Origin of the sequence: Nocardia uniformis NBRC 13702, assembly GCF_001613345.1 — a bacterium.
GTDB classification, from domain to species: domain Bacteria; phylum Actinomycetota; class Actinomycetes; order Mycobacteriales; family Mycobacteriaceae; genus Nocardia; species Nocardia uniformis.
Genome location: NZ_BDCE01000031.1, coordinates 1 through 26,202, shown reverse-complemented (window position 1 = coordinate 26,202; position 26,202 = coordinate 1). Strand labels below are relative to the sequence as shown.

The 26,202-nt window shown below is 67.6% G+C and carries 22 protein-coding genes and 1 other RNA gene; 13 read left to right on the top strand and 10 right to left on the bottom strand.

Annotation, left to right across the window (positions count from 1 at the left end):
- Positions 1-370 precede the first annotated feature (370 nt).
- Together NU1_RS08700 and NU1_RS08695 are read right to left on the bottom strand one after the other, a co-directional pair.
- On the bottom strand, positions 371-1,396 hold the full coding sequence (locus NU1_RS08700) for a cobalamin biosynthesis protein (RefSeq protein WP_245720008.1): 1,026 nt from the start codon (positions 1,394-1,396) through the stop codon (positions 371-373).
- A gap of 338 nt (positions 1,397-1,734) precedes the next feature.
- Entirely contained in the window at positions 1,735-2,865 is a 1,131-nt protein-coding gene (locus NU1_RS08695) for an FG-GAP repeat domain-containing protein (protein WP_067519193.1), read from the bottom strand.
- A gap of 293 nt (positions 2,866-3,158) precedes the next feature.
- On the opposite strand from NU1_RS08695, the gene NU1_RS08690 reads away from it, so the two are divergent.
- The gene (locus tag NU1_RS08690) at positions 3,159-3,488 is read left to right on the top strand and encodes a hypothetical protein (protein ID WP_067519229.1); all 330 of its coding nucleotides are present in this window, start codon (positions 3,159-3,161) and stop codon (positions 3,486-3,488) included.
- Between the two features lie 217 nt (positions 3,489-3,705).
- On the opposite strand, the gene NU1_RS08685 is transcribed toward NU1_RS08690, so the two are convergent.
- Both NU1_RS08685 and NU1_RS08680 read right to left on the bottom strand, forming a co-directional pair.
- Positions 3,706-4,635 (bottom strand): SURF1 family cytochrome oxidase biogenesis protein, encoded by a 930-nt coding sequence (locus NU1_RS08685; RefSeq protein WP_067519227.1) that lies wholly within the window; start codon positions 4,633-4,635, stop codon positions 3,706-3,708.
- A 14-nt stretch (positions 4,636-4,649) separates the two neighbouring features.
- Complete coding sequence (locus NU1_RS08680) at positions 4,650-5,138, bottom strand: low molecular weight protein-tyrosine-phosphatase (RefSeq protein WP_084521102.1); 489 nt, start codon at positions 5,136-5,138, stop codon at positions 4,650-4,652.
- A gap of 562 nt (positions 5,139-5,700) precedes the next feature.
- Between NU1_RS08680 and cobC the strand changes: the two genes are divergently transcribed.
- Both cobC and NU1_RS08670 read left to right on the top strand, forming a co-directional pair.
- A complete protein-coding gene (gene cobC, locus NU1_RS08675) occupies positions 5,701-6,756 on the top strand; it encodes an Rv2231c family histidinol phosphate aminotransferase CobC (RefSeq protein ID WP_371859780.1) in 1,056 nt (351 codons plus the stop codon).
- Between the two features lie 153 nt (positions 6,757-6,909).
- A complete protein-coding gene (locus tag NU1_RS08670) occupies positions 6,910-8,040 on the top strand; it encodes a Nif3-like dinuclear metal center hexameric protein (protein ID WP_067519221.1) in 1,131 nt (376 codons plus the stop codon).
- Positions 8,041-8,304: 264 nt separating this feature from the next.
- Here the strand turns inward: NU1_RS08670 and NU1_RS08665 are convergent, their stop codons facing one another.
- A complete protein-coding gene (locus NU1_RS08665) occupies positions 8,305-8,745 on the bottom strand; it encodes an OsmC family protein (protein ID WP_067519219.1) in 441 nt (146 codons plus the stop codon).
- Between the two features lie 243 nt (positions 8,746-8,988).
- Between NU1_RS08665 and NU1_RS08660 the strand changes: the two genes are divergently transcribed.
- The 3 genes from NU1_RS08660 (at position 8,989) to NU1_RS43100 (ending at position 11,328) form a co-directional block, all read left to right on the top strand.
- On the top strand, positions 8,989-9,726 hold the full coding sequence (locus NU1_RS08660) for a zinc ribbon domain-containing protein (protein ID WP_067519191.1): 738 nt from the start codon (positions 8,989-8,991) through the stop codon (positions 9,724-9,726).
- Positions 9,727-9,901: 175 nt separating this feature from the next.
- Positions 9,902-11,080, top strand: coding sequence for a bifunctional RNase H/acid phosphatase (locus NU1_RS08655; protein ID WP_157552052.1), 1,179 nt, complete (start codon positions 9,902-9,904; stop codon positions 11,078-11,080).
- Positions 11,081-11,217: 137 nt separating this feature from the next.
- The gene (locus NU1_RS43100) at positions 11,218-11,328 is read left to right on the top strand and encodes a DUF4235 domain-containing protein (RefSeq protein WP_305778628.1); all 111 of its coding nucleotides are present in this window, start codon (positions 11,218-11,220) and stop codon (positions 11,326-11,328) included.
- Between the two features lie 39 nt (positions 11,329-11,367).
- Here the strand turns inward: NU1_RS43100 and NU1_RS08650 are convergent, their stop codons facing one another.
- Positions 11,368-12,255: an alpha/beta hydrolase gene (locus NU1_RS08650; protein WP_067519189.1), complete on the bottom strand. Its 888-nt coding sequence runs from the start codon at positions 12,253-12,255 to the stop codon at positions 11,368-11,370.
- Positions 12,256-12,284: 29 nt separating this feature from the next.
- On the opposite strand from NU1_RS08650, the gene rnpB reads away from it, so the two are divergent.
- The 3 genes from rnpB (at position 12,285) to NU1_RS08635 (ending at position 15,035) form a co-directional block, all read left to right on the top strand.
- Positions 12,285-12,698: RNase P RNA component class A (gene rnpB / locus NU1_RS08645), an RNA gene on the top strand.
- Between the two features lie 553 nt (positions 12,699-13,251).
- On the top strand, positions 13,252-13,584 hold the full coding sequence (locus tag NU1_RS08640) for a hypothetical protein (protein ID WP_067519187.1): 333 nt from the start codon (positions 13,252-13,254) through the stop codon (positions 13,582-13,584).
- 14 nt (positions 13,585-13,598) lie between these two features.
- Complete coding sequence (locus tag NU1_RS08635) at positions 13,599-15,035, top strand: RNB domain-containing ribonuclease (RefSeq protein ID WP_084521101.1); 1,437 nt, start codon at positions 13,599-13,601, stop codon at positions 15,033-15,035.
- Positions 15,036-15,365: 330 nt separating this feature from the next.
- On the opposite strand, the gene NU1_RS08630 is transcribed toward NU1_RS08635, so the two are convergent.
- The 4 genes from NU1_RS08630 to NU1_RS08620 form a co-directional block, all read right to left on the bottom strand.
- Positions 15,366-16,196 carry an alpha/beta fold hydrolase gene (locus NU1_RS08630; RefSeq protein ID WP_067519185.1) on the bottom strand — a complete coding sequence of 277 codons (831 nt, stop codon included), beginning with the start codon at positions 16,194-16,196 and terminating at the stop codon, positions 15,366-15,368.
- A gap of 149 nt (positions 16,197-16,345) precedes the next feature.
- Entirely contained in the window at positions 16,346-17,380 is a 1,035-nt protein-coding gene (locus NU1_RS08625; RefSeq protein ID WP_218027818.1) for an NAD-dependent epimerase/dehydratase family protein, read from the bottom strand.
- Positions 17,377-17,523 (bottom strand): hypothetical protein, encoded by a 147-nt coding sequence (locus NU1_RS42695; RefSeq protein ID WP_218027816.1) that lies wholly within the window; start codon positions 17,521-17,523, stop codon positions 17,377-17,379. Before NU1_RS42695 ends, NU1_RS08625 begins: the two co-directional genes overlap by 4 nt.
- 10 nt (positions 17,524-17,533) lie before the next feature.
- Positions 17,534-19,198 (bottom strand): fatty acid CoA ligase family protein, encoded by a 1,665-nt coding sequence (locus NU1_RS08620; RefSeq protein WP_067519183.1) that lies wholly within the window; start codon positions 19,196-19,198, stop codon positions 17,534-17,536.
- 496 nt (positions 19,199-19,694) lie between these two features.
- Between NU1_RS08620 and NU1_RS08615 the strand changes: the two genes are divergently transcribed.
- The 4 genes from NU1_RS08615 (at position 19,695) to NU1_RS08600 (ending at position 26,085) form a co-directional block, all read left to right on the top strand.
- Complete coding sequence (locus NU1_RS08615) at positions 19,695-20,741, top strand: 3-oxoacyl-ACP synthase III family protein (RefSeq protein ID WP_067519181.1); 1,047 nt, start codon at positions 19,695-19,697, stop codon at positions 20,739-20,741.
- Between the two features lie 4 nt (positions 20,742-20,745).
- Complete coding sequence (locus NU1_RS08610) at positions 20,746-21,687, top strand: hypothetical protein (RefSeq protein ID WP_067519179.1); 942 nt, start codon at positions 20,746-20,748, stop codon at positions 21,685-21,687.
- A gap of 188 nt (positions 21,688-21,875) precedes the next feature.
- Positions 21,876-24,671 (top strand): LuxR family transcriptional regulator, encoded by a 2,796-nt coding sequence (locus NU1_RS43095; RefSeq protein ID WP_157552051.1) that lies wholly within the window; start codon positions 21,876-21,878, stop codon positions 24,669-24,671.
- Positions 24,672-24,693: 22 nt separating this feature from the next.
- On the top strand, positions 24,694-26,085 hold the full coding sequence (locus NU1_RS08600; RefSeq protein WP_067519175.1) for a lipase family protein: 1,392 nt from the start codon (positions 24,694-24,696) through the stop codon (positions 26,083-26,085).
- The last annotated feature ends 117 nt before the right edge of the window (positions 26,086-26,202 follow it).

The window sequence follows — 26,202 nt, the reverse complement described above, 5'->3', positions numbered from 1 at the left end:
GGTGTGACATTCCGCCGCTCGCGGGCAGGAGGACACGTCACGCGCATACGATCCGAGTGGCGGCTAGGAGCGCCGCGAGCAGCTATTCCGCCGAGCCCGTGCGATCCTGCCGAATTTCCAGCCCGTGACCGGGATAGCGGGTTGACGCCGGTCACTGCGGCGCGGCAGCGGGCTACTGGGGATCGAGGTCGCGATGTCGCTGGCCACCTTCGTCATTCGGGCGTGCTCATGGCCGGAAACTCCACCCTCTGAGTAGGGGACCCGGCCGAAAGCATGCCGGGTGCTGCTCCGACACCGCGGTTTCGATCCCGGCAAAGCCAACCGCTCAGGAGGGGGACCGCGGCGATGCCAGCCAGGGTTGGGCAGTGGGTCAGCGGCGGAACAAGGCGATGGCGGCGGCGGTGAGGGCCGCGCCGAGTTGGACGGCTTCGGAGAGTGTGACGGCACGGTGGAGGTCGGGGACCTGGGGGGTGGGACCGTCGCCGAGGGTGGGGCGCAGTTCTATGCCGTGGCGGTACTGGGTGCGGCCGCCGAGACGGATGCCGAGGGCACCGGCCATGGTGGATTCGGCCACGCCGGCATTGGGGCTGGGGTGCTTCGAGGCGTCGCGTCGCCAGGCGCGCCAGGCATCGGCGGGGCGACCGCCGACGATGGGGGCGAGGGCGGTGGTGAGCGCGCCGGCGAGGCGGGCCGGGGCCAGGTTGGCGACGTCGTCGGTGCGGGCGGCGGCCCAGCCGAAGTTGCCGTAGCGCTCGTTGCGGTAGCCGACCATGGCGTCGAGGGTGTTGATCGCGCGGTAGGCGAGCAGGCCGGGGACGCCGGCCACCGCGCCCCAGAACAGCGGGGCCACCGTGGCGTCGGAAGTGTTCTCGGCAATGGATTCCAGGGCGGCGCGAGCCAATCCGTCCGCGTCCAGCACCTCGGGGTCACGCCCGCACAGCGACGGCAGCAGCCCCCGCGCCCCGTCGATGTCCTCGGATTCGAGCCGATCCGCCATCTCGCGTCCGGTGCGTGCGAGGCTGCGTCCGCCCAGCACGGTCCAGGTGACGATGGCGGTGAGTAGCAGGTCACCGGTGCCGCGCCCGGGGAGAGATTCCGCAGGCGCATCGGCGAGGAACGCACTCCGATCGCGGCGGAAACCGCCGATTCGCGTCCGATCGGCGGGGCCGCCACGCACGAGGCGTCGCACACCGATACCCAGCCCGGTGACGCCCCCCACCAGCACAACCTCGTGCAGCACCCCCGCCGCCCGACTGTCCCGATAGGTACCCGCCTCCAGCTTCGTCGCGGCCGACCCGAACCCGGCCACCGGATGCCACCGCCGCGGATCCCCGAGCACGCGATCCAGCGCAAAGCCGAGCAGCAATCCCGCTGCGGTCGAAGTTCCGGTACGCACTCGGGCGAGGTTAGACGACGCCCACCGCCAACCCTTCAGCCCCCGCGTTCCGGTGCGACCAGAACGCCATCCACTCCTCGGTGGCGAAGGCGCCCCCGCGACCAGAACGCCATCCACTCCTCGGTGGCGAAGGCGCCCCCGCGACCAGAACGCCATCCACTCCTCGGTGGCGAAGGCGCCCCCGCGACCAGAACGCCATTCACCTCTCGGTGGCGAAGGTGGCCACGCGATCTCAGTGCCAATCACCGGGTCGGTGTCAAGTCCTGCTGGTGCATACGACCGGACTCGCGGCGAAGTCCACTGCGAGTCCGGCCCGCCGTGCGCTCACTGCCCGAGCGTCACGACTGGTTCTTCAGGAACGAGAGTTCATTCGCGCTGCCCGCCACCACCACGTCGAGCTTCCCGTCCCCGTCGTAGTCGGCGATGGCCGGGGTTTGCGGTTGCGAGGTGACGCTGTGTTCACCGGCGCGGGTGATGGTGCCGTCGCCATTGCCGCTGAAGACAACGATTTTGGAGTTGAGGACGGCGGACATGACGGCGTCGAGCTTGCCGTCGCGGTCGAAGTCTCCGACGGCGATGCTGGTGGGGCCGAGGCCGGAGAGGGGGATGCGGTTGGTTTTCTTGAAATCGCCCTTGCCGTCGGAGATCAGCACCGTGGTGCTGAAGGAGAAGGAGTCGGCGGTTATGACATCGTCGATACCGTCGCCATTGAAATCACCGGCGCGAATGTCCTCGGTAATGAGTCCGGAGGTACTGCCGCCGCGCAATTGGAAGCTGCCGTCGCCGCGATTGGTGAATACGTGAACCCTTTGCAGCACATCATTATTGATGGCGATATCGGGTTTACCGTCGCCGTCGAAATTGCCGACCGTGAAGGCGGCCGCGACCCCGGGAATGATGGCCGAACCGCCGCCGTCGAGATCACCGTCGCCCTTGCCGAACCAGGTTTTGACCCCCGCCGGTACCAGGCTCAGCACATCGTTCCTGCCGTCGCCGTTCACATCGGCGATGATGACCTCCTGCTGTGCACCCTCGAGGGTGGGGAAGGTCTTCGGGCTGGCGAAGGTGCCGTCACCGTTATTGATGAAGGTCGCGATGGAGGTCCAGGACTGGGCGACCACATCGGGTTTGCCGTCGCCATTGAGGTCACCGGCGGCAACCGCGCCGTACCCATTGCCGGGTGTGCCGATCCGCTTGCCCGGATCGAAGGTGCCGTCGCCCTTGCCGGTCATGAGTACCGGGCCGGAGCCGCCGAAATCGGCGCTGACGATATCGGCCTTGCCGTCGCCATTGAAGTCGGCGGTGACCACGCCGATGGGGGCGGGGCCGGGACCCCAGGATGGGAAATTGCCGCCGGTAGGGGAATTGACGGCGGGGGCGAAGTCAATGGTGCCGGCGGCGGTCGCGGTGGCCGTGCCGAGCAGGCAGGCGGCGGCCGCCGCGAGGAGGGCGGTCGGGGTATGGCGCATGGGAGTCCCTGGGGTAGTGCGTGTTTCGGTGGAGCGCCCGGACTCTATGGCGCGCGTCACAGTGGAATCTCGGCATTGCCGCGAATTTGTGGAATTGGCGGCATCCGGAGCGATCACAGGGCAACGCGCCCAAATCGGTGCATTAGCTACCGAATTACGGTGGCATGCGGCCCGAAGTGTCTATATCGGCGTTGATCCAGTCCGCCCGCCCGGTCGCTGCCGGTCGTAGGCTGGCATCGTGCCTCGCATCGAAACGCGGTGCGGCGCAATATCTCACGATAGGGGTGGCGCATATGACGCTGAAGGATCGATTGAGTGAGCTTCCGGCCGTGGACGACTCACTGGTGTACGGCGCACCGCATCTGACCCCGGACGGGTCGACGGTAATCACCGTCAGCAAGCCCGGCTTCTTCCGCGGTATGCGGCCGCTCGGGGTCTTCGTGATCCATGAGGGCAAGGTGTCGTTCGAGTGCGTCACGGACTCCACCCGCATCGCGCTGATGGGTGAGCTGATCGGCCTTGTGGCGGCAGGTTTCGCGACGGCGGCGCTGCTGCGTCGGCCACCGTGGCCGGATATGTCGATCCATGAGATTATCGAGCGCCGTAGTTCGAGAGCGCGCTAATCGTGCACCACTCGGCGGAATTGGGCGATATCACGCCGACTTCGGGCCGAAGTGCACGACTACCGAGGTTGAAGGCGCGATGTCGCCAGCCTCACCCTCGTCATTCCGGCATGCTTTTGGCCGGAATCCACACCTACTACTACGGAACTGGGTCCAGCCACCAGCGCACCGGGATGACGGGAACAGTGCCGACATCGCGACCCCCCGGTGGGTCGGGTCAGCGACCCCGGCCGTAGCGATCGGCCAGCCGCGCTTCGGTCGTCTGGGAACTGCGCACCCCGGATGCGGCGGCGCTGTGGCCGGATTCGGTGGTGTCATCGGATTCGACGATGGTGTCGCCCGATTCGGCAGCCGATGGCGCGGCTCCAGATGTGCTCGTATCGGCCACTTCCGCACTCTCCCGGCGGCGGGCCCGCATTTCGGCGTAGACGAAATAGCCCAGCCCGAGCGGGGCCATAATGCCGAAGGCCAGCCATTGCAGGCCGTAGGACAGGTACGGTCCGGCATCGAGTTGCGGCAGCGGGACGGGGGTGAACGCGCCCGGCTGGTCCGCGGCCAGTTGCAGGTAGCCGCCGCGACCGTCGGTGGGGATCTCGGTCAGCGGGAGGTCGAGGACGGTGGCCTCCTGCCCGGTGTCGATGGAATACACCTGGCGGTACCCGTTCTCGGTCATCGGGGGTTTGCCCTCGGCAATACCCTCCGAGGCGCGGACACGCGCTTCGAGGCGCTGCGGTCCAGCGGGCGCGTCCGCGATCTGCGGCGGGCGGGAACCGTCGACGGCGGCGACCATACCGCGATCGACCAGCAGCACCCGCCCGTCCTCGAGCCGGAAGGCTCCGAGCACGGCGAAGGCCGGTGCGCCGTCGAGGTGCCGCAGCCGGACCAGCATGGTCGAGTCGGGCACATAGCCGCCGGTCGCGGTGACACGCCGCCACTCGGTCTCGTTGCCGGTGCCGTCGAGCATGGTCGTGATATCGACCGGCGGTGCCTCGACCGAGTCGGCGATCTGCTGATTGCGGTGCGAGGTGGAGGTGTTCTTGCCGAGCTGCCAGGGGGCGAGCACGGTGAAACACATGTAGGCGAACGCGACCACGACCGCCGCCAGAATCACCCAGCTCGGTCGGAACAGGAAGCCGATACGCCGCAGCGCGGACTTGCCACTCATATCTGATCCCTCGTAGATTCGCCGAGCTGTTCGCGCACCCAGTCCAGCAGCCCTGGCATCGCCGCCTCGATCTGCTCGCGAACGAGTTCGAAGTCGCGCTGATCGCCGTAGTACGGGTCGGGCACATCGCGACCGTCGGCCTTCGGGTCGAAACCGCGCAACAGCCGCCGCCGATCCGAGGGCACACTCATCCGAGCCAATGCCCGCTCATGCGAGGTGTCCAGCGCGATCAGCAGATCGGCATCGCGATGATCGACCCCGATAACCGCCGCCACATGGCCCACCGGATATCCGTACCGCCGCAGCTCATCGGTCGTGCGCGGATCCGCGTCATCCCCGATATGCCAGCTACCGGTCCCGGCGCTGCTCACCCGCACCCGGTCCGCCAATCCGGCGCGCTCCAGGTGCGCCGCGAAGATCTTCTCGGCCATCGGCGACCGACAGATATTGCCGGTGCAGATGAAGGTCACATGCAGCTCGCCCACGAAGCCATTCTCTCCGGTCGACCTACTGGACTGCCACGTAGGGTATGTGGCTGTGCCGGAGGACACCGCGCGGAGCCGCGATTCAGATGCCGCCGCCAGGTGCGGGCGGGCGAGCGCCGTGGGCGATGCCGTGGAAAACGCGGGTGCCGCGCCTGCGCGGGGCGACGCTGCCGCGGCGGATAGCGCGGGTGCCACGCCCACGCGGGCCGATGCCGTCGCGGCGTCAGGGCGCGTGTCGGGATATCCGAGTGCCGACGAGGCGGGTAGCGATGCGAACACCGGAGCGGGCACGGAGTCGGAACCGCCGATGAAGTGGGGGCGGGCGAGTGTCGTGGGCGACGCTGCGGCGGATAGCGCGGGTGCCACGGGAGTGCGGGGCGATTCCGCCTCGATCGCGATGGGTCCGACCGGGGACGACTCGGTCGGCGCGACAGGGGGCGAGCGGGAGGCTGCGTCCGGCCGGGGGCCGACGGCGGTAAGTCGCACAGCGGACAGCAGCTATCAGGAAGATGTGTCGGCGAATCCCGGCGCGGTCGCCGCGTGTGGCAGCGATGGAACCGGCATTGCGGCGGGCGAGTCCGACGGCGCGGCATTGGTCGATCACGCGAAGTTGCGCCATCACGGGGATGTCGAGGTGCGGCCCGGGATGATCGATTTCGCGGTGAATGTGCAGGGGAGTGGGCCGCCGGAGTGGTTGGCCGCCCGGTTGGCCGGACGGTTGGGGGAGCTCGGGCGGTATCCGGATGCGGCCGAGGAGGCCGCGGCGCGGGCCGCGGTGGCGGCACGGCACGGGCGACAGGCCGACGAGGTGCTGTTGCTGGCGGGAGCGGCCGAGGGGTTTGCCCTACTGCCGCGGTTGGGGTCGCGGTTGGCAGCGGTGATACATCCGTCGTTCACGGAGCCGGAATTGGCGCTGCGGGAGGCGGCGGTGCCGGTGGCGCGGGTGGTGTTGCGGCCGCCGTACACCCTCGACGCGGGGATGGTGCCCGAGGAGGCGGATCTGGTGGTGGTGGGGAACCCCACGAATCCGACTTCGGTATCGCATCCCGCCGAGACGATTCTGGCGCTGCGTCGGCCGGGTCGCATTGTGTTGGTGGACGAGGCGTTCGCCGACGCTGTGGTGGGAGAGCCGGAAACCCTGTCCGGCAAGGCTTTTCCCGATGTGCTGGTACTGCGCAGCCTCACCAAGACCTGGGCGCTGGCCGGACTGCGCTGCGGATACCTCCTCGGTGCCCCCGACCTGCTGGCACGGCTGAACCACGGCCGCCCGCATTGGCCGCTGGGCACACTGCAATTGGAGGCCATCGCCGCGACCAGCGAACCGGCCGCCGTCACCGAAGCGCAGCGCAAGGCGGAAACCATTGCCGCCGACCGCGCCGCCATGATCGCGCGCCTGCGCGCATTCGGCATCGAGGTCCACGAACCCGCCACCGGCCCCTTCTTGCTGATTCGCGTACCCGATGCGGAACTGCTGCGGAAGCGGCTGGCGGACAACGGAATCGCCGTGCGCCGAGGAGATACCTTCCCCGGTTTGGACTCCGGGCATCTGCGCCTCGCGGTCCGCCCCGCCGCCGAGGTCGACCGCCTGGTCGCCGCGATCGAGCAGGTCGGACTGTGATCGGCCCGAGTTCGGTCGCGGCGAGTCGCGGCTGTCCCGGCACAACCGGGTGTGGCAGCCCCTCCGCTGGTTTATTCGCTTCGCGCCCACGGCAGTTCGCGCGGCGCGTACAAAAGGTGAGCGTAGTTCGGTGACGGTGACTGGAGGTCTGTGGTGACGGCGGTGCGGTTGGCGGATGTCATCGAGGTGCTGGATGTGGCGTACCCGCCCGGGCTGGCCGAGTCGTGGGATTCGGTGGGGCTGGTGTGCGGGGACCCGGGGGAAGGGGTGTCGCGGGTGATGTTCGCCGTGGACGCGACCGCCGCCGTGGTGGATGCCGCGATCGAGTGGGGAGCCCAGGCACTGGTGGTGCACCATCCGCTGTTACTGCGGGGGGTGGACACGGTGGCGGCGGATACGCCGAAGGGCGCTCTGCTGCATCGGCTGATCCGGTCGGGGTGTGCGTTGTTCACGGCGCATACGAATGCCGATTCGGCCGATCCGGGGGTGTCGGATGCGTTGGCGCACAGTGTCGGATTGACGGTCGTCGGGCCGCTGCAGTCGAAACCAGCTGGCGCGCTGGATGAATGGGAGGTGCTGGTACCGCGCACGCACACCGAGACGGTGCGGGAAGCACTGTTCGCGGCGGGCGCGGGTGCGAGCGGGCACTATCGGGACGCGAGTTGGACGGTGGCGGGGACCGGGCAGTTCCGCCCGCTCGTCGGCGCTACCCCGGCGATCGGCGCGATCGGCGAACTCCAGGTCGTCGCCGAGGACCGCATCGAGGTGGTGGCCGCGCCCTCGGCTCGTCGCGCGGTGCTGGACGCGCTGCGGGCGGCACATCCCTACGAACAACCGGCCTTCCACGTCACCGAGCGCGCCGAGCTGCCGTCCGCTCTCGGTATCGGTCGCATCGGTGAGCTGGCGCAGCCGCAGTCGTTGCGGGAGTTCACCGCTCGCGTCCGCGCCGGACTCCCCGCCACCACCTGGGGTGTGCGCGCCGCCGGCGATCCGGACCGCGTGATCCGCACCGTCGCCGTCTGTGGCGGCGCGGGCGACTCCTTCCTCGGTACGGTCGCCCGCCTCGGCGTCGACGCCTACGTCACCTCCGACCTGCGTCACCACCCCGTCGACGAGCATTTGCGCGCCGGCGGCCCGGCACTCATCGACGCCGCCCACTGGGCCACCGAGTTCCCCTGGTGCGCACAGGCGGAAGGCATTGTGCGCGCGGCGATTCCCGGCCTGGACACCCGCGTCTGCGATATTCGCACCGACCCCTGGACCATCGGCGCGGCCGACTGCTGAAAGACGTGGGCCTATGGGCCCGAGGACACACAGGTGCGCGGATGTCGGCCTGCCCGCAGTCGAACCCGATTGCTGAGGTTGGTGCCGCGACAATGCCTGCCCGCCTTCGTCATTCCGGCGTGTGGTTGGCCGGAATCCACACCTCCGGATAGTGGATCCCGGCCAACCGCATGCCGGGATGACGGGGCTGCGCCGACAAGACTCCCGCAACCTCAGTAGGCGCGAACGCGCTGTTCCCGAGCGTGGAAGCCGTTGTCGCGTGCGCTACTCCACGACAATGGTGGGTTCGTGGCCAACCGGGAAGTTCACCGAATTGGCGATGAAGCATTTGCTGTGGGCGTCTTTGTGCAGGGCGTGGGCCGTGTCGACCATGGCGGGGTCGGTGACCGTGATGTGCGGGCGCAGGGTGACCGCTCGGAAGCGCTCGTCATCCATGACACCCACCGCGGTATCGCGGTAGGAGGTGACGACGACCCCGGATGTGGCACACAGGTGCAGATACCACAGCATATGGCAATCGGACAGGGCAGCGACCAGGAGCTGTTCCGGGTTCCAGCGGGTGGCGTCACCGCGGAACTTGGGGTCGGAGGTGGCGGAGATAGGGGGACGACCAGTGGTCAGCAGCTCGTGGTTGCGGCTGTAGGACCGGTAGTCCTTCGTTTCGCCGGACCACACCACTTCGACTTCGTACCGATGTTCGCTCATACCATGAGTTTGTCCGATTCCGGCGGCCGGGATGCGGCGTTCGCCACTCGAGCGGCGGATCGCGATCCGGCATGCGGCCGCGGTCGCCGAGCCATGGTCGCCCCGGTCCGGACGTCGATCCACCGTCCACCGCATCGAGTGAACATCTGCCCAGCTGGAGGCCGGGTTGGCGAAATCGGCGGTCGTGGCGGAGTACGGTAGGGGGTCTTGAACTTATCCATAGCGTCCAGGAGAGCCTCCGCGTTGAATGTCGAACAATCGATCCAAGCCAAGCTGCTCGACCTCGCCGCCGTCGATGCCGAGCTGACCCGGATCGAGCACCGTCGCAAGGTGCTGCCCGAGGAAAAAGAGGTGCAGCAGCTCGACGCGGAGCGGACAGCACGCAAGGATGCCGCGGTGAAGGTCGAAATCCTCATCGACGATCTGGACCGCGATATCCGCAAGCTCGAGGGCGAGATCGAAGCGGTCAGCAAGCGCGAGGAACGCGACCGCAGCCTGCTCGCCTCCGGATCGACCGGTGCGAAGCAGCTCTCGGAGCTGCAGCACGAACTGGCCAGCCTGGAGCGCCGTCGGAAGGTGCTGGAGGACGACCTCATCGACGTCATGGAGCGTCGCGAGGCTGCCGGAGCCGACCACGATCACGCGGGCGCGAATCTGGACCACGCCGAAGTGCAGCTGGCCGAGGCCGAGCGCCGCCGCGATGAGGCCGTAAAGGATCTGAATGTCGCGCAGCAGCGCTGCGAATCCGATCGGGCCGCGCTGACGGGCCGCTTCCCGGACGAACTGCTCGCCACCTATGACAAGCAGCGCATCGCCAACGGCGTGGGCGCGGCCCTGCTGCAGGCCCGCCGCTGCGGCGCGTGCCGCATCGAAATCGATCGCGGCGAGATCGCCCGTATCGCCAAGACCGCCCCGGATGTCGTCGTGCGCTGCCCCGAATGTGGCGCGATCATGGTGCGCACCAAGCAATCGGGACTGTGATCTTGCCTCGCCGCATTCGTCATTCCGCCGTGCTCTTGGCCGGAATCCACACTTCCGCGGTAGTGGATCCCGGCCAAAAGCATGCCGGGGGACGTGCCGATATCGTGCTTTCGAACGCGGCAAATCCAGTGGTGGCCCGGATTCCGGGCTGAGTGAACGCGGAGGGTGCACAGCGGTGAAGGTGATCATCGAGGCCGATGGTGGCTCGCGCGGCAATCCGGGACCGGCCGGGTACGGGGCGGTCGTCTGGGATGCCGATCATGTGCGGGTCCTCGCCGAGCGCAGGGAGGCGCTGGGCGTGGCCACCAATAATGTGGCCGAATACCGGGGGCTGATAGCGGGTTTGGAGGCTGCCGCCGAACTCGGTGCTACCGAGGTGGTGGCCCGGATGGACTCCAAACTCGTGGTGGAGCAGATGTCGGGGCGATGGAAGGTCAAGCACGCGGCCATGATTCCGCTCGCCGACCGTGCTCGCCGACTCGTCGCCGGATTCGACACTGTCAGCTTCGGCTGGATTCCCCGCGCGGAGAATTCGCACGCCGATCGGCTGGCCAATGAGGCCATGGATGACGCCGAGGTGGTGGGCGAGGTGCGCGACGCCCTGAACCAACCCGTGGACAACGGAGCCCTCTCGCGTAGCACGCCATCCGCTGCCGCCGAGACGTATACACCTCGGTCCGGCAGCACCGGCCCGACGCCCGGCGGCAGTTCCCAGGCCGCTCCGGGCTGGACCGGAGCGGTAGGACGGCCGACTCGACTGTTGCTGCTGCGGCACGGCCAGACGGAACTCTCAGTGCAACGGCGGTATTCGGGGCGTGGGAATCCACCCCTCACCGCACTGGGCCGCGAACAGGCGACGCGGGCGGCGAAGGTGTTGGCGGGCAAGGGCGATATCGCCGCCATCGTGTCGTCGCCACTGGATCGGGCGCGAGAGACCGCTGAGGCCACCGGGCAGGCGCTGGGTCTGCCGGTGCGCGTGATGGACGGGCTCATCGAAACCGATTTCGGCGAGTGGGAGGGCCTGACTTTTCTCCAGGCGCGCGAACGCGACCCGGAGCTGCACGCCCGCTGGCTGGGCGACCCATCGCTGCCCGCCCCCGGCGGCGAAAGCTTCGATCAGGTCCGCGAACGCATCGAGGCCGTCCGCCGCGACCTGGTAGCCCTCTACCCGGGCGCGAACGTCCTTGTGGTGAGCCACGTAACGCCGATCAAAACGCTGCTCCAACTGGCCCTCGGCGTCGGCCCCGCCCTCCTCTACCGCCTGCACCTGGACCTGGCCTCCCACTCCATCGCGGAGTTCTACCCCGACGGCGGCTCCTCCGTCCGCCTCGTGAACGACACCTCCTACCTCTGACGACCCGCACCCTCCGCCACCCCTGATCGTCCGCACGGATGGTCGGGGGTGGCGGCGTTGCGCGGGCAGCCTCGCCACCCCGCACGCCACCGACGGTTTTGTTGCCGAGCGCCTCGGGTATTGGCGCGGGGTCGGAGGTGGCCGCCGTCCTCCAGGGTGCGATCTTCGGCCTCGTGAAGGCCGCTATCGACCGCGCAGGAGCCGCCGGATACGAATCCCTCACCGGCACTTGGCCGGATAAGGATTAGGCACGCCACGGGGCCGTGAGCACGCCGGAATGATCAGGTTCAGGGTCGCAGCACCGCGGTCAGGAACTCCGTCTGGTCGTAGACGGCCTTCTCGAACCAGTCATCGAAGTAGATATCGAAGTGCCCGATCGGATACTGCTTCACCACAGCGTGCTTGGTGCGGGCCGCCGCCTTCAGGGTCGGCTCGGCCGGAGCGATGGTGTCGTTATCGCACACCGCGTAGAAGACCGGGACCTTGATGTCCTTGACCCGCTTGGCCGGTGCGTCGAACAGAGCCGAGAGGCCGATACGGGCAGCGACTTTCGGACGGTAGACGGTGCTCTCCTCGGCGAGACGGCCGAAACCCTCGGGCACATCCGCGGCGCTCATGAGGGCCGCCGAGCGCTGGCGTCCGGCCAGCCGAATCCCGATCGGCTTGCGGCGCACGGTGCCGATGATCAGATCGGTCATGGCCACCGTGCCGGTCTTGGTGAGCCCGATCGGCCCCTTCGCCATGGCGGAGGCCCACCCGCTGGTGAACGGGCACTGCGCCACCACACCCGCCAGGTAATCGTCCTCCGGTGCGACCGACAGTACGTGCCCGCCACCGAAGGAACTGCCCCACAGTGCGATTCGGGTGGCGTCGAAGCCACGCAGGGTGCGGGCGTAGGCAATGGCCGAACGCCAGTCCGCACGCTGCCTGGCGATACTGACCAGCTGGCGCGGCTCACCCTCACTACCCCCGAAATGCCGGTAATCGAACGCCAGCACCCCGATCCCCGCGGCGGCGAAACGCCGCGCATACCGATCCAACCCCATCTCCCGGTCCGCGCCCAGCCCGTGCCCCATGACAACCAGCGGTCGCGGTTTCGGCGGTCCATCCGGTAGATACAGCCAAGCGGCACACCGCTGGCCCTCGGAATCGAACCCCACCTCGACACGCTCCATGGCGCAATACCGTACCCTGGCGAGGCGGACGAGTCGGTCGGGCGGTCGCGGCGATGGGAACGGGCACGGTTGTGCCGCCGCCCATTGTCGAGGAAAGTCCGGACTCCACAGAGCAGGGCGGTTGTTAACGGCAACCCGGGGCGACCCGCGGGACAGTGCCACAGAAAATAAACCGCCCACACTGTCAAGTGTGGGTAAGGGTGAAACGGTGCGGTAAGAGCGCACCAGCGCGCCGGGTGACCGGCGCGGCTAGGTAAACCCCGCCCGGAGCAAGGTCGAAGGTCGGACTCTCTGCGAGAGTGCGACTGCGCAGGCGTTCGAGGGCTGCTCGCCCGAGTCTGCGGGTGGACTGCTCGAGGCACCCGGCAACGGTGTGTCCAGATGGATGACCGTCCCCCGATTTCGATCGGGGACAGGATCCGGCTTACAGACCGACTCGTCCGCCCCTATTAGCAGGGTCCTATTGAAGTCGCCGACCTCCGTGCCGACGCCCGGAGGGAAAAGGATCGATAGAGATCCGATATCAATCTTGCGAGATGGTGGATTCCGGCCACAAGCACGCCGGGATGCCGGGAGTTCGCCATTCCGGCGCGATTTCGGTCGGAATCCACGCTCACTCAGGGGTGTTCGCTCAATTCGGCTTGATGACGAGCAAATGCGCCCAATAGGCCGCCTGATCGGCGCCGAGCAGCGGTGACAGGTAATCGAACACGATCATCGACATGCGGAAGAGACTCCTCGAATCGCTATGTGCCGGATTGGCGCCCGCGCGAATCGATCTCGCCGCGGATGCGACGGCAACCCTACAGCGCGGTAACGTGACCGGCGTGGCACCCTTGGTCTCGGCGCGGCACGGCGTGTCGACCGGTCGTTCTGTCCGGAACTAGCCGGGACCGTGACTCATCTCATAAAGTGTGCGCGTTGGAATGTTCCGGTGCGGGTGATGGCATCGGAGCAAAGGGCATCAACAAACGTCGGAAAGCAGGTTTCCTCTATATGCGAATTGCTCCCAAGCTGGTAGCCGGTGCGCTGATCGCCGGTTCCGCTTCTGTTCTGGCTGTGCTGGGCTCCGGATCCGCCGCGGCGGCGACGGTGACCCCACTGCCGGGTGGGGTGCAGGTCGATCTCTCTCCCGCTGATACGCAGTGGGTGGCCGGCAACCACATCGGGCAGGCCCTCGCGGGTCTGCCGCACCCGTCCGCCGCGTCGTTCGGGCAGGCTCTCGACGCCGCGGCGGTACTGTCGTCGCAGTACCCCGAGGGTCGGGTCACTTTCACCGTATTCGGACCGTTCGATCAGTTGAACGGCACCATGTTGGCCCTGCAGTAGGGCCACCCACCCCGGTGGAACTACATCAGAGGATCGTGTCGGCACCGGTTGACTTCGGTGCTGTCCGAACCGAATTCGGGTTGGCCTCGGCGTATCCCGCCGAGGCCGTCTCGGAGGCCCGCGACGCGGTGGACGCGTTCGCGGGCTCTCGGGTCGATCGCACGGATATTCCCCTCGTCACCATCGACCCGCCCGGTGCCATGGATCTGGACCAGGCGGTGCATCTCGAGAAGACCCCCACGGGCTTCCTGCTGCACTACGCCATCGCCGATGTCGCGGCGGTGGTCGCGCCGGAAGGCGCGCTGGCGCGGGAATCCTTGGTGCGCGGTCAAACCTTCTACCTACCCGACGGCACGGTGCCACTGCATCCGACGGTGTTGTCGGAGGACCGGTCCAGCCTGCTGCCCGATCTCGATCGCCCGGCGGCGCTGTGGACCATCGAACTCGACGAAAACGCCGAACCCGTGCGGTATTCGGTGACGCGCGCCCTGGTGCGCTCCCGAGCTCGCCTCGATTACGCGACCGTGCAGGCCGATGCCGATGCGGGCCGCCTGCACCCCGCCATTGCCGCGCTGCCCGAATTCGGGCGATTGCGGATCGAAGCGGGCGTGGCGCGCGGGGCGATCTCGCTGCGCCTGCCCTCGCAGAGCGTTATTCGCGTGCACAACACCACCGACCACTGGCAGCTCGTCGTGGAGCCGCGTACCGCCGCCGACGACTGGAATGAGCAGGTATCGCTGCTCACCGGTATGTGCGCGGCTCGAATCATGCTGGAACACCGGGGTTCCGAACGCCTCGGGCTGCTGCGCACCATACCGCCCCCACAGCACAGCGCGGTGGAATCCATGCGCCGCACCGCCGCGGCCGTGGGAGTGGGCTGGCCGCAGAACGAATCGGTGGGCCGCATGCTCGCCGGACTGGACCCCAACACCCCCGCCGCCCTGGTCCTCATGTCGGAAGCCACCGGCCTACTCCGTGGCGCCTCCTACACCGTCCTCGATGGTGAGGACCCGAATATCCTGCAGCACAGCGCGATCGGCGCGACCTACGCTCACGTCACCGCCCCGCTGCGCCGCCTCTCCGACCGTTACGCCACCGAGATCTGTATTGCCCACTGCGCGAATAGCGGCGTCCCCGCCTGGGTCCGCGACGGTCTGGACGCGGCCGCCGAATCCATGCGCCGCACCGACGCCGTAGCGGGCAAACTCGAACGCGCCTGCATCGACCTCACCGAATCCACGGTGCTGCAATCGCGGGTGGGAACCGATTTCGAGGCCGTGGTGCTGCGCGAAGCCAATGGCACCCGGCCTGCGGAAATCTTCGTGGCCGATCCGCCGGTGCTGTCCAAGTGCACGGGTGGACCGCCGGAAGGGCAGCGGGTGAAAGTCCGGCTCGCCGAGGCTGATCCGGCCACGCGGACGGTGCTGTTCGACTTCCCCTCCGACAATTGACCGTCGTTTCCGACATCGTGGCTCGAATGCGATCCCGACGATGGGGACTCAACCCCGGCAGTGTGGCTAGAACCCGACCCCACAGTGTGGCTTGGGCCGGACCCCACAGTGTGGCTTGGGCCGGACCCCGACACCGTCGCTGGGGCTCGACCTCAGCATTGGAGCTGGAACTCACCCCGTCATTCCGGCGCATTTTTGGCCGGAATCCATATCCGCCGGTAGATGCGCCGCAGGGGGGGTGTGGATCCCGGCCAGAAGCATGCCGGGATGACGGGTGGCAGGCGACAGGGACGGGGGACAGGTGACGATGGCGGGTTCCACCACGGTGGTTCAGCTGGCGATGGCCGAGCTGACCGCCGAACGGATTGCGGCGGTGACGGTTTCGGGGTCTTCGACCATCAGCAGATGGCCGCAGTCGGGGAGGACTATGCGGCGGACCGGCTCCAGGGTGGTGTTGAGCCGGGCTCCGGCGGTGGCGGAGAGAATGCGGTTCTTCGCGCCCCAGATGGTGGTGATGGGTGGGAAGGCCGGGTCGGGGTGGAAGGTGTCGAGTTCGGCGAGGCGGGGGAAATCGCGGGCGATGGCCGCGGCCGGGAGCAGGCGGCGGGGTTCGGTCCAGCGGTGTTGGAAGGCGGCGAAGGTTTCGCGGGTCATATCGCGGCCACGGGGGCCGAGCTGTTCGCGTACCAGCCAGCCGGCGGCGCGGCCCGGGATGCGAATGGCGGTGGCGAGGCCATCGAGGGGAAAGCGCCGGGCCGCGCGGGCCGTCCGACCGGTCGGGGTGGGGCGCAGGGTGGCCGCGGTGAGCGGATTGCACAGCACCAGGGCGCGGACATTGCGCGGATCGCGCCGGGTGTAGAGCAGTGACAGCGCACTGCCGAAACAGTGTCCGACCAGGGTGACATTCTTCAATCCGTGCGCGGCGACGAATTCCTGCACCATGCGCACGTAATTGTCGATCGTGTACCCACCGGTCGGAATGTCGGAGTCGCCATAGCCGAACAGGTCGAGCGCGTACACGCTATTGGTGGTCGAGAGCGCCTGGACCTGGTCCGCCCAAATCCGGCGCTCACCACCGATATTGTGCAGGAACAAGATCGGATCGCCCGATCCGGCCTGGTCGTAGGCGACGGCTACACCGTCATAATCGAACACCGGCATCGGGCGCTCTCCTCATTGAGTAGCGGTGCTGCATTGCCTGCCCGGGAACAGGGAGTGATATCGGGATACCCCTGAGCCCGGTTGTGCAATCAATACTAGCTGGTACCGCTCGTCACAGAAGGATAATTCGGGGAGCGCCCCGCCGCCGGTCAGCGTGTGGTTTCGGGAACTACCTCCCCGGTCCGCAGCCAGTCTTTCAATTCCGCTATCCCGGAATCACGGTCCACCACCGGCCGATATCCGAAGTCTCGGGTGGCGGCCGAGGTGTCGTAGGTTGCTGTCCGTGTCATGACGGCGACCGAGTACCGCGACAGTGGTGGAGTCCAGTGCGCGGCGAGATAAGGTATGCGCCTGAGGGTTTCGATCACCTCGACGAGCAGGTTGACCATACGAGGATTCAGCTTCCGGCGCGGTGGCCGATAGCCGAGCTCCTCGGCGACCTGGCCGAGGAACCGCCACACATTGGTCTGCTCGGCATCGGCAATGAAATACGGTTTGCCGCCGACACTTTGGGCAGTAGCCGCCTTGACGCAGGCCTCGGCGATATTCTCGACATGACACAGCGAGGCGTACACCTCGCGTCCGAAGGACAGGTCCGGCAGCGAACCGGCCGCCGCCCGGCTCAGCAGTCGCACAATCGGTCCGGACCGGTCACCGGCTCCCCAGATGGCCCGCGGTCGTAGCGCACATGTAGTGAAATCCGGTGCGTTCGAGGCCAGTACGCGACGCTCGGCGGCGGCCTTCGTCTCGCAGTAGTAGTTGAGGTAGTGGCTCGGATACGGCACCGACTCGTCGATATCGACCTGGTCGCCGCCATAGCGGTCCATGAGCGCACTAGGACTGGAGATGAAGACGAATCGCCGCGCACCCCCGGCCCGGGCGGCGGTCAGCAGCTGCGTGGTGGCGGTGACATTCTCGGCCCAGAACCGGTCCCGGGTCCCGCGCTCGTCAACCCGTGCGGCACTGTGGAATACGACATCCACCCCCGCGACGGCGCGGTCGAGTGAGGCGGCGTCGGTGAGATCGCCGGTCACCACCTCCACCCGGTCGAGCACCCCCTCGATGTCGCGTAGATCGCTGGTGGCACGCACCAGAATCGCGACCTCGTATTCGCCATCGCGCACGAGGCGGCGTACCAGCGCACCGCCCAGGAATCCAGATGCGCCTGTTACCAATGTCTTCACGGCACCTCCCGAAGCTGATTGGGTGATCGGCTCGCCAGCTCGTCCGCCGCCATACCGCAGGCATTCCACAGGGCGTGGAACCATCCGGACAGCTGAGCGAGCGAGCGCAGGGCGGGAATCGAGAGCAGCACTACGACTTTCATGGAGCGCCTCCTAGGAGTTGAGCTGCCGAGTCGCCCAGACCGCTAGTTTCTCGCGGCCGATCTTGGCGTTGTGCCGGATATCGACCGGGAAGCGGTGGTGGAACAGGAACTCCGTCACCTTTCCGGTGACCTCGAATTCCGCTTGGCGCTTGTGCAATCCGATCTCGACCACCTGCTGGTCGGCCCCGGCCTCGAGTTCGACACAGAGCACCGGTCGCTGCGCACCGCGTTCGCCCACGCCCACCAGCGCTGTGCGCGCCACTCCGGGCACGACATTGAACACCTGCTCCACCTGTACGGTGAACATGGGTCCGTCGGCGGTCTCCACGCGTTGACTCTTACGCCCGCAGAACCAGATCCGACCCGCATCGTCGATGCGCGCCAGATCGCCGGTGCGATGCCATACCGTCTCCCCGTCCGCGATCTTGCCGATGGCGTTCGCGGCCTCGGGCCACAGATAGCGCGTGCTCACATTCGGCCCCGTCACCACCAGTTCGCCGATCCATCGAGAGACCGCCAATTCCTCCGCCCGCTCGTCCACATCGAGCCAGGTCGGCAGCGGATCGTCGGTGATGGCGACAATGCGCGCCCGCACCCGCAGTGCGGGCTTGCCCACGCATACGCCCTCGCCGCGATGAGCCCGCTCCACGAGATCGCCGAGTAGTTCCCGCGATTCGATGGTGGCCATCGGCAGCGCCTCGGTGGCCCCGTAGCCGGAGTACACCCGGGCCTGCTCGGGCAGCACCTCGCGCAGCCCGGCTATGCACCAGTCCGGTACCGGCGCACCACCGGAGTAGATGCTCTCCAGGGTGGGCAGGGCGACACTGTTCTGCTCGATATGGCGCAGCAGCGGAATCAGCACCGCCGGTGAGGCGAACATGGTCTTGACCTCGAACCGCCGCACTGCGTCCACCACCTGCGCCGGATCGGTCGCGCCGACCTCGGATGGAATCAGAGGCGGTAGTACACAGCGGGATCCGAGCAGCAGTTCGAGAATTCCCGCCACCGGTGCGGTAATGAGCGAGGTGCCCGGAGCCACATGTTCGCGTGCCGCGTCCACCTGGTCGATCATGGCGCTGAGATTGCCGTGCGTGAGCACCACTGCCTTGGCTGGTCCGGTACTGCCGGTGGTATAGGCGATGAGCAGCGGATCGGAATCCGGCGCCGGCTCCCGAACCGGCAGCGGCGCAGTGGGTTTGCGTCCCCAGCTGTCCAGGGTGGGGCCGCGCCAGAAGCCACGGCCCACCGTCACCGCCACCCGCACCCTGCGGAAGTAGGCGCGAAAGAAGATTCGCACCGCCTGCGCCTCGGGTACGCCCACGAACGCCTCGGCATCGGCGGCCTGCAGGCAGCGCATCATCTTGAAAAGCCCCATGCCGGGATCGATGATCACCGGCACCGAACCGATTTTGAACAGCCCGTACAGCACGGCGTAGAGCTCGGGTCCCGGCCGCACCAGCACGATGGTGCGCATACCGGGGGTAACTCCGGCGGCGGTGAGGTTCTCGGCAATGGCGTTGGACCAGTCGTCGAGCTCGGTATAGGTGAGCTGCTGATACGCCGGCAGACCCGTGGCGGTCCGGCCGGCCGCGTATATTACGGCCTCCCGATCGGGGTGGGCGGTGACAATGTCGCGGAATCGGTCCAGCGCGCGCCAGTAGGTCGCGGCGGTCATGGCATCACCTCGCGGAATTCGCGCACACGGCGAATACGAACCGCGAGCGCGGAAATGGTGGATTCGGAAATTGCTACTGCCCCCTGAATTCGTCGCTGAATACGACGAGCAGTAGGGCGAGGTTACCGCACACTGTACGAGTCCGCTACCGCGAGCGAGTAGTCGATCTGTTGTCGCACAATGTATTTGGTGTGTCCAGCGGTACCGCAACAGGTTCTCCCGAACCCCCTAGTGAACCCCCTAGGGGTGAATTCGATCGAGGTTGTCAATACCGCTGTCTACCTTGCCATTCTGTCGAAGCCGAAGTTGAACACCCGTGTTACCACTGTGATCGACGGTGCCGATGTGACCTGGAGTTACCGCTGGGTACTGGTACCTTCGGATCGGCACAGGGGCTACTGGGTAACGACGGCGGCTTCGGATATACCGATCCGAATGCGAATCGCCGCACCAGAATTCGACCGAACTCGCACAATACTCCAGAGAGTAGGGGGCTATGCGTACCCGCTTCGAATCGATTGGTGCCTACACACCGAGCACCATCCGTTCCACCGAGGATGTCATTGCCAGTCTGTCGGTTCCCCGGGCGTTGGACCTGGAGCGCATTACCGGGATCAAGAACCGTCGCGTACACAATACCGACCCGGACGATTACGAATCCTCGTTCGAGCTGGCACTGCGGGCGATCGACGACTGCCTGGCGCATTCCGACTATGCGGTCACCGATATCGACGTCATCATCTCGGTTTCCATCACCCGCTTTCGTGGCCCGGAATACTTCTGCTACGCACCGTCTTTCGCGCTCATGCTGCGCAATGCCATCGGTGCGACCAATGCGCTGCACTTCGATCTGTCCAATGCCTGCGCGGGCATGATCACCGGCGTCATGCTGCTCGATCGCATGATCAAGGCCGGGGTGGTGCGCAATGGCCTGGTGGTCAGCGGCGAGATGATCACCCCCGGTGCGGAAACCGCTGCCCGGGAGATCAACCAGCCCTACGACCCGCAGTTCGCGGTGCTCACGGTGGGGGACGCGGCGGTTGCCGTCGTGGTCGACGACCGCGGCGACGATAACGACGAGATCCACTACATCGAGCTCATGACGACCTCGGCGGGCGCGGAACACTGCATCGGCATGCCGAGTAATAAGACCAGCGGCATTGCCATGTACACCGATAACCGGGCACTGGCCAGTGAAGCGCGCTTCCTCCAGGGCATCAGCCGGATGGACGATTTCATGAAGGAGACCGGACGCACCTGGGAGAGCGAGAAATACGACTACTGGGTGCACCACCAGTTCAGCGGTCCGGCCATCGAGTACATCAGCGCGCTCACCGAGCGGCACTTCGACACCCCGATGCCGCAAACGCTCAATGTCTATGAAGATTTCGGCAATACCGCCTCCACCTCGCACTTCCTGGTGCTGCACGAACATCTCGCCGGGCAACGGATTCCGAAGGGGTCCAAGGTGTTGCTGGTTCCGGAGGCATCGGGCGTCGTCTCCGGACATCTGGCCGCGACCATCTCCCGATTGGAGGCTTGAGAGTATGAGCAGCGCAATCGTTTCCGCGGCCGTCTGTACCGACGCCGACACCGGCAGCTTCTTCGAACTGGCCAACCGCGCGGGGCGCTCCTGTCTGGCCCGGGCCGGGGTGTCATCCGACCGGATCGGCCTGGTGATCAATGCGGGCGTCTTCCGGGACAGCAATATCTCCGAACCCGCTGTCGCGGCGCTGATTCAGAAGCGCCTGGAGGTCGGCCTGGAGTACTCGACCGGGCAGCTGCCCGCCTTCTCCTTCGATCTCATGAACGGTGCCACCGGGGTGGTGCACGCCCTCATGGCCGCGCAATGCTTCCTGGCACCCGGCGAGGTGGAATACGCGCTGGTGGTCGCGGGCGACACCCACCCGTCCACCGAACGCGAACGCGAGGACTTCCCCTACAGCGTCAGTGGCGCGGCCATCCTGCTGCGATCATCGCGTGACGCGGGCGGATTCGGCACCCCGCACACCACCGAGATCGGCGATGCCGCACGGCCCACCGCGTGGGTGGATCTGGATGCGGCGGGCAGCGACGGACGCAACGCACTCACACTGCGCGGCGGCACCGGCGATCCGCTCGACGCGGCCGAGCAGGTGGTGCGCGCCTGCCTCGCGGACGAGGGTATCGACCCGGGTGACTTCGCCACCGGCAAGGCCGTATTACTGGCCCCCGCACCGGTACCCGGATTCCGGGAGCGGCTGGCCTACCGGCTGGGTATGCCATCGACAGCCATTGCCGGGGTGCACCCGGCGGTGGGCGATCCCTACAGCGCGGCTCCGATCCACGCCTACGCGAGTGCCGCCGCCGAGGGCTTGCTCGACGCGGCCGGTGCGGTGATCTTCCTCGCCGCCGACGACAGCACCGCAGCTTGCCTCGCCTACCACCCCCTGCCACTCGCCACCTCGGGCTCCGTCGCCGAGCTGCGCACCAATCACACTGGGGGGTAACCTGATTCAGCAACCCGGCTGATTCCGGTCGCCGATGGCGGCCACCGCTGCAACGATGCCGCTCGCGCACACCAGTTCGCCGTGCCATCCCTCAGTCGGGCCCATCCGTTCGATGAAGGGACCGGAGTATGCAGCGGTCGATCGCTCTGGACCGAAAACACATGGTCGTCGTCGAGGGATCGCGTGGGGTGGGTGACACGCGATCCCGGGAAACGGACGACGAGGAACGCGCCGTCGCGGAACTCCTGCGCGACGCGGACCCGACGCGAGTGCGGATCGTCCGCGCGGTGGCGGTGCTGGGCCCCGCCGCTACCGCCGGTCGGGTGGCCGCAGTGCTCGACGCTGAGGTCGCCGAGCCTGTTGTAGCTCCGCTGGAGGTGAGCGGAGCCGAGCAGGAGGCGGCTTCGCGCCTGGTGGAGGCAACCGGGTCCGTGGCGAGTTCGGTCGAGGCCGGGGGACCCGGGCTTGCGGGGTCGTCCGGCTCGGCGGGGGCCGGGAAGCCGGACACGCGCCGCGATGCCGGGGTAACCGGGCGTGTGACGGCCTCTTTCGGCTCCGCGGCAACCGGGCTTCCGGCGAGTTCGCTCGATAATGGGATACCCGGGCGCGCGGAGGGGCCACTCGAACCAGGGGAGGCAGGGAAGCCGGACACGCGCCGCGATGCCGGGGTAACCGGGCGTGTGACAGCTTCTCTCGGCTCAGCGGCAGCAGGGCTGCCGGGGAGTCCGCTCACAGTAGCGGCGGCCGGGCGTGCGGCGGCTCTGGTCGGCCTGAAAGCGGCCGGGCGCGTGGTGAAGCCGCTCACAGTGGCCGGACTCGGTGGCGTTCAGGCCCCGGTCGGGCCGAAGGCCGCCGAAATACCCGGTGTCCTGGCTGAATTGGCGACAACCGGATTGTTCGACGGAGAGCGGTGTACCGACCCCGCGATCGCGGCGAGGATCCTGCGCGACCTGCCCGCCGAGGAGCGGCGCGAGCTGCACGGTCGCGCGGCGAGAGTGCTGTACAGCAATGGTTTTCCGCCCACCGTGGTCGCTACGCACCTGGTCGCCACCGGTGATTCCCGGGCCACCTGGGCGGCGAACGTGCTGATCGCCGCCGCCGATGATGCGGTGGGGGAGGATCAGCTCACCTGGGCGGCGAAGTATCTGGACCTGGCATACCGAACCAGCTCGCGGGCCCGGGAGCGTGCCGCTATCGCGACCCGCCTCGTCTCGATCGAGTGGCGAGTCAATCCGTCGGGTCGCACCAGGAATTTCGGCCGACTACGGGCTGCCGTCAATGCCGGTTTGATCCCGCACCCGGACATTCCGGCAGCGGTGCTCTACCTGCTGTGGCACGGCTGCGCACAACATGCCGATCGCGCGCTGACCCGCCTGGAACGCAGCGCCACCCCCGCCGGTCCGCGCATCGACTTCCTATGCGCCTGGCTGCAATACACACATCCGACCCACGTGGAGCGCCATCAGAGCCTGCTCGCCGACAGTCCCCGCACCGGCGGATACCCACCGGTGGACCGAGACTTGCCGTCGACCCTCGGTGAACACAACGGCGGGACCTGCGGCGGCGTGAACGAATCGGCGGAACGCGACTCTCGTCTACTCGCCGATCGGTCCTATGACGCCGAATACCAGCCGGTGGCGCCTGATTCGTGGTCTCTCTCCGAGATGTCTCATGGTGGCCGACTCGTTCCGGCGCAACCCCACGAGCGGTTGTCTGCCGGGACCGGTGGTGGTGAATACGCGCCGGTGGAGTGGGGCTCGCCATATCGGCAAGCGAGCGAGTTGCTCACCGCCCTGTCGGCTCGGCGGCCGCCCACCGAGATCGCCACCGCCGCGCAGCGCCTGCTGTCCGGTCATCGGCTGACGCTCGGCGCGGTGGAACCTCTGGTAGCCGCCATCGACTGCCTGATCCACGCCGATCGGCTCGATCTCGCCGATGCCTGGTGCGCCTCCCTGCTGGCGGAGGCGGCGGCACGACATGCGCCCACCTGGCAGTCCATCTTCGCGGCCGTGCGCGCGGAAATCCTGCTGCGGAAGGGAAATTTGGCCGATGCCGCCGAGAATGCGGTACGTGCCCTCAACCTCGTACCCGCCGAGCACCTCGGGGTGTGGTCGGGGCGGCCGATCGGGGTTCTGGTGCGGGCGCTCACCGCGCAGGGCAAGCACTCCGAGGCGGCCGCGCAGCTGCGGCGGCCGGTGCCGCGGGCCATGTTCGAATCTCGGTTCGCGCTCGCCTATTTGACCGCGTGCGGTGAGCACTGCCTGGCGACCGACCGACCGGAGGAGGCGCTGCGGCACTTTCGGCAGTGCGGAAATCTCATGCGCCAGTGGCGGCTGGACTTCGCCTGGTTGACGCCGTGGCGCAATGATGTGGCCGCCGCCTACCTTGCCGCCGGGCGGCCACGGGAGGCGCGGGCATTCGCCAGCATGCACCTGGACTCGATCGGCGGCGCGAATGGCCATCGCAGCGGCGGAGTGTCACTGCGGCTCTTGGCGGCGACCAGTGATCCGCACCGGCGGGTGAGCCTGTTGCGACGTGCGGTCGCGACAGCACGGGCGGGAGACGACGAGCTGGAACTGGCGGCGGCACTGGGGGATTTGGGGCGTGCCTACCGTTCGATCGGTGACGCGGATCGGGCGCGGCCACTGCTGCGGGAAGCGATCCGACTCGCGGAACTCGCCGGTGCCGAGTTGCTGCTGCGGCGATTGCGCGGCGGCCGATCCCAGGCCGCGACGGTCCCACTGCCACGTGTGCCGGTGACCCCCAACATATTCGAGACATTGAGCCCGGCCGAGCGTCGGGTGGCGGAGCTGGCCGCCGTCGGCCAACGCAATCGCGATATCGCGGCGGCGCTCGACATCACCACCAGCACGGTGGAGCAACACCTCACCAAGGTGTACCGGAAGCTCTCGGTCGCACGGCGCGGCGAATTGCGCTTCGTGCTGGCCGCGTACCTGGAGTCCACGCGATCCGCGGTCGGATAACAGCTGTTCGAAAGGGGTTGGCATGAGTGTGCACACCATCGGTGAACTGCCTTCGGTCACCGAGATCGAACCATCGGAACCGCTACTGCCCGAGGAGGATGCGTTCTACACGCCACCGCCGGGGCTGCGCCGCCGCAAGCCCGGCGCGATACTGCGGACGCGGCCGGTGGAACTGGCCCTACTCGGGATGATTCCGCAGCGAATCGTCGCTCGGCAGTTGCTGTTTCGCAGCACCGACCTGAACGGCGACCCGGAGGCCACGGTCACGACGCTGCTGCTGCCATGGGGTGCGGATCCCACCGAGCCGCGACCGGTGGTGTCGTACCAGTGCGCCATCGACGCCGTCGCCTCGACCTGCCTGCCCTCCTATGCGTTTCGGCGTGGTGCGCGGGCACTGGGCGCGATCCCGCAATTCGAGCTGCTGCTGGTGGCGCACGCGCTCACGCGTGGCTGGGCGGTCTCGGTCCCCGATCACATCGGCACCGCGGGCCGATTCGGCACACCGCGCGAACCCGGCTACCGCGCCCTCGACGGGCTGCGCGCCACCTTGAGTTTCCTCGGCCGACCAGCCGATACCCCGGTGGCGCTGTGGGGCTACTCCGGTGGTGGCCTGGCGACAGTGTGGGCGGCCGAAACCGCCGCCGCCTACGCGCCCGAGCTCCACATTCTCGCCGCCGCCGCGGGTTCGCCGGTCGGTGATCTGGAATCGACCTTCTTCCGGCTCAATGGTTCCCGCTTCGGCGGGTTGGCGACGCTGTGTCTGGCGGGTCTGCGCCGCGCCTACCCGGATCTCGAGCGCAGCCTGCCCGAGCACCTCGACGCCGCATCACTGCGACTGCTGGACCACGCCGACACCAGCACGACCATCCCCACGGTCCTGCGCGGCAGTCGATCTCGCCTCGACGACCTCGAGGGCGGAGCCCTCGCCGCCTTCCGCACCCTGCCGCATATCCGCGCGGTACTCACCGATATTCAGCCCGGGGAGCATCCACCGAACTTTCCGGTCCTGTCCGTCCAGGGCGTACACGATCTGATCATTCCCGTCGGCAATGTCGACCAGCTGGTGCACCGCTACCGCATTGCCGGAACCCACGTCCGCTATATCCGCGACCTGATCGGCGGCCACGTCACCCTCGGCCTACTGGCCGCGCCGCTGCTGGAGAACTGGCTGGCCGACCGCTTCGCCCAGCGGCCCCTACCGTCGGGCATTACGAAAACCGTGCTGTCGGTGGCACTGTCGCGTCGCGCCCTGACCGGGTACCTGAGCCTGGCGGGAGTGCTGGTCAAGGCGCTCACCAGCAGGCCGTTCCAACCGGACGCGCGAACCCTGTCGCCGGTGCCGGAATTGCCTTCGCCTAGCGAAGACTCCGTATCGTCCAGCACATCAACCGCCTCCTCGACTCCATCGTGGTGACTACCGAGTGAACGCGTGAGGTCGGCACGTCCCGGAATGCTGGGCGCGCCCCCGTTATCCGGAGTGGTGGCGTGTTCTCGGTATTCGGAGTGGTGGCGTGCCCCCGTCATCCCGGCA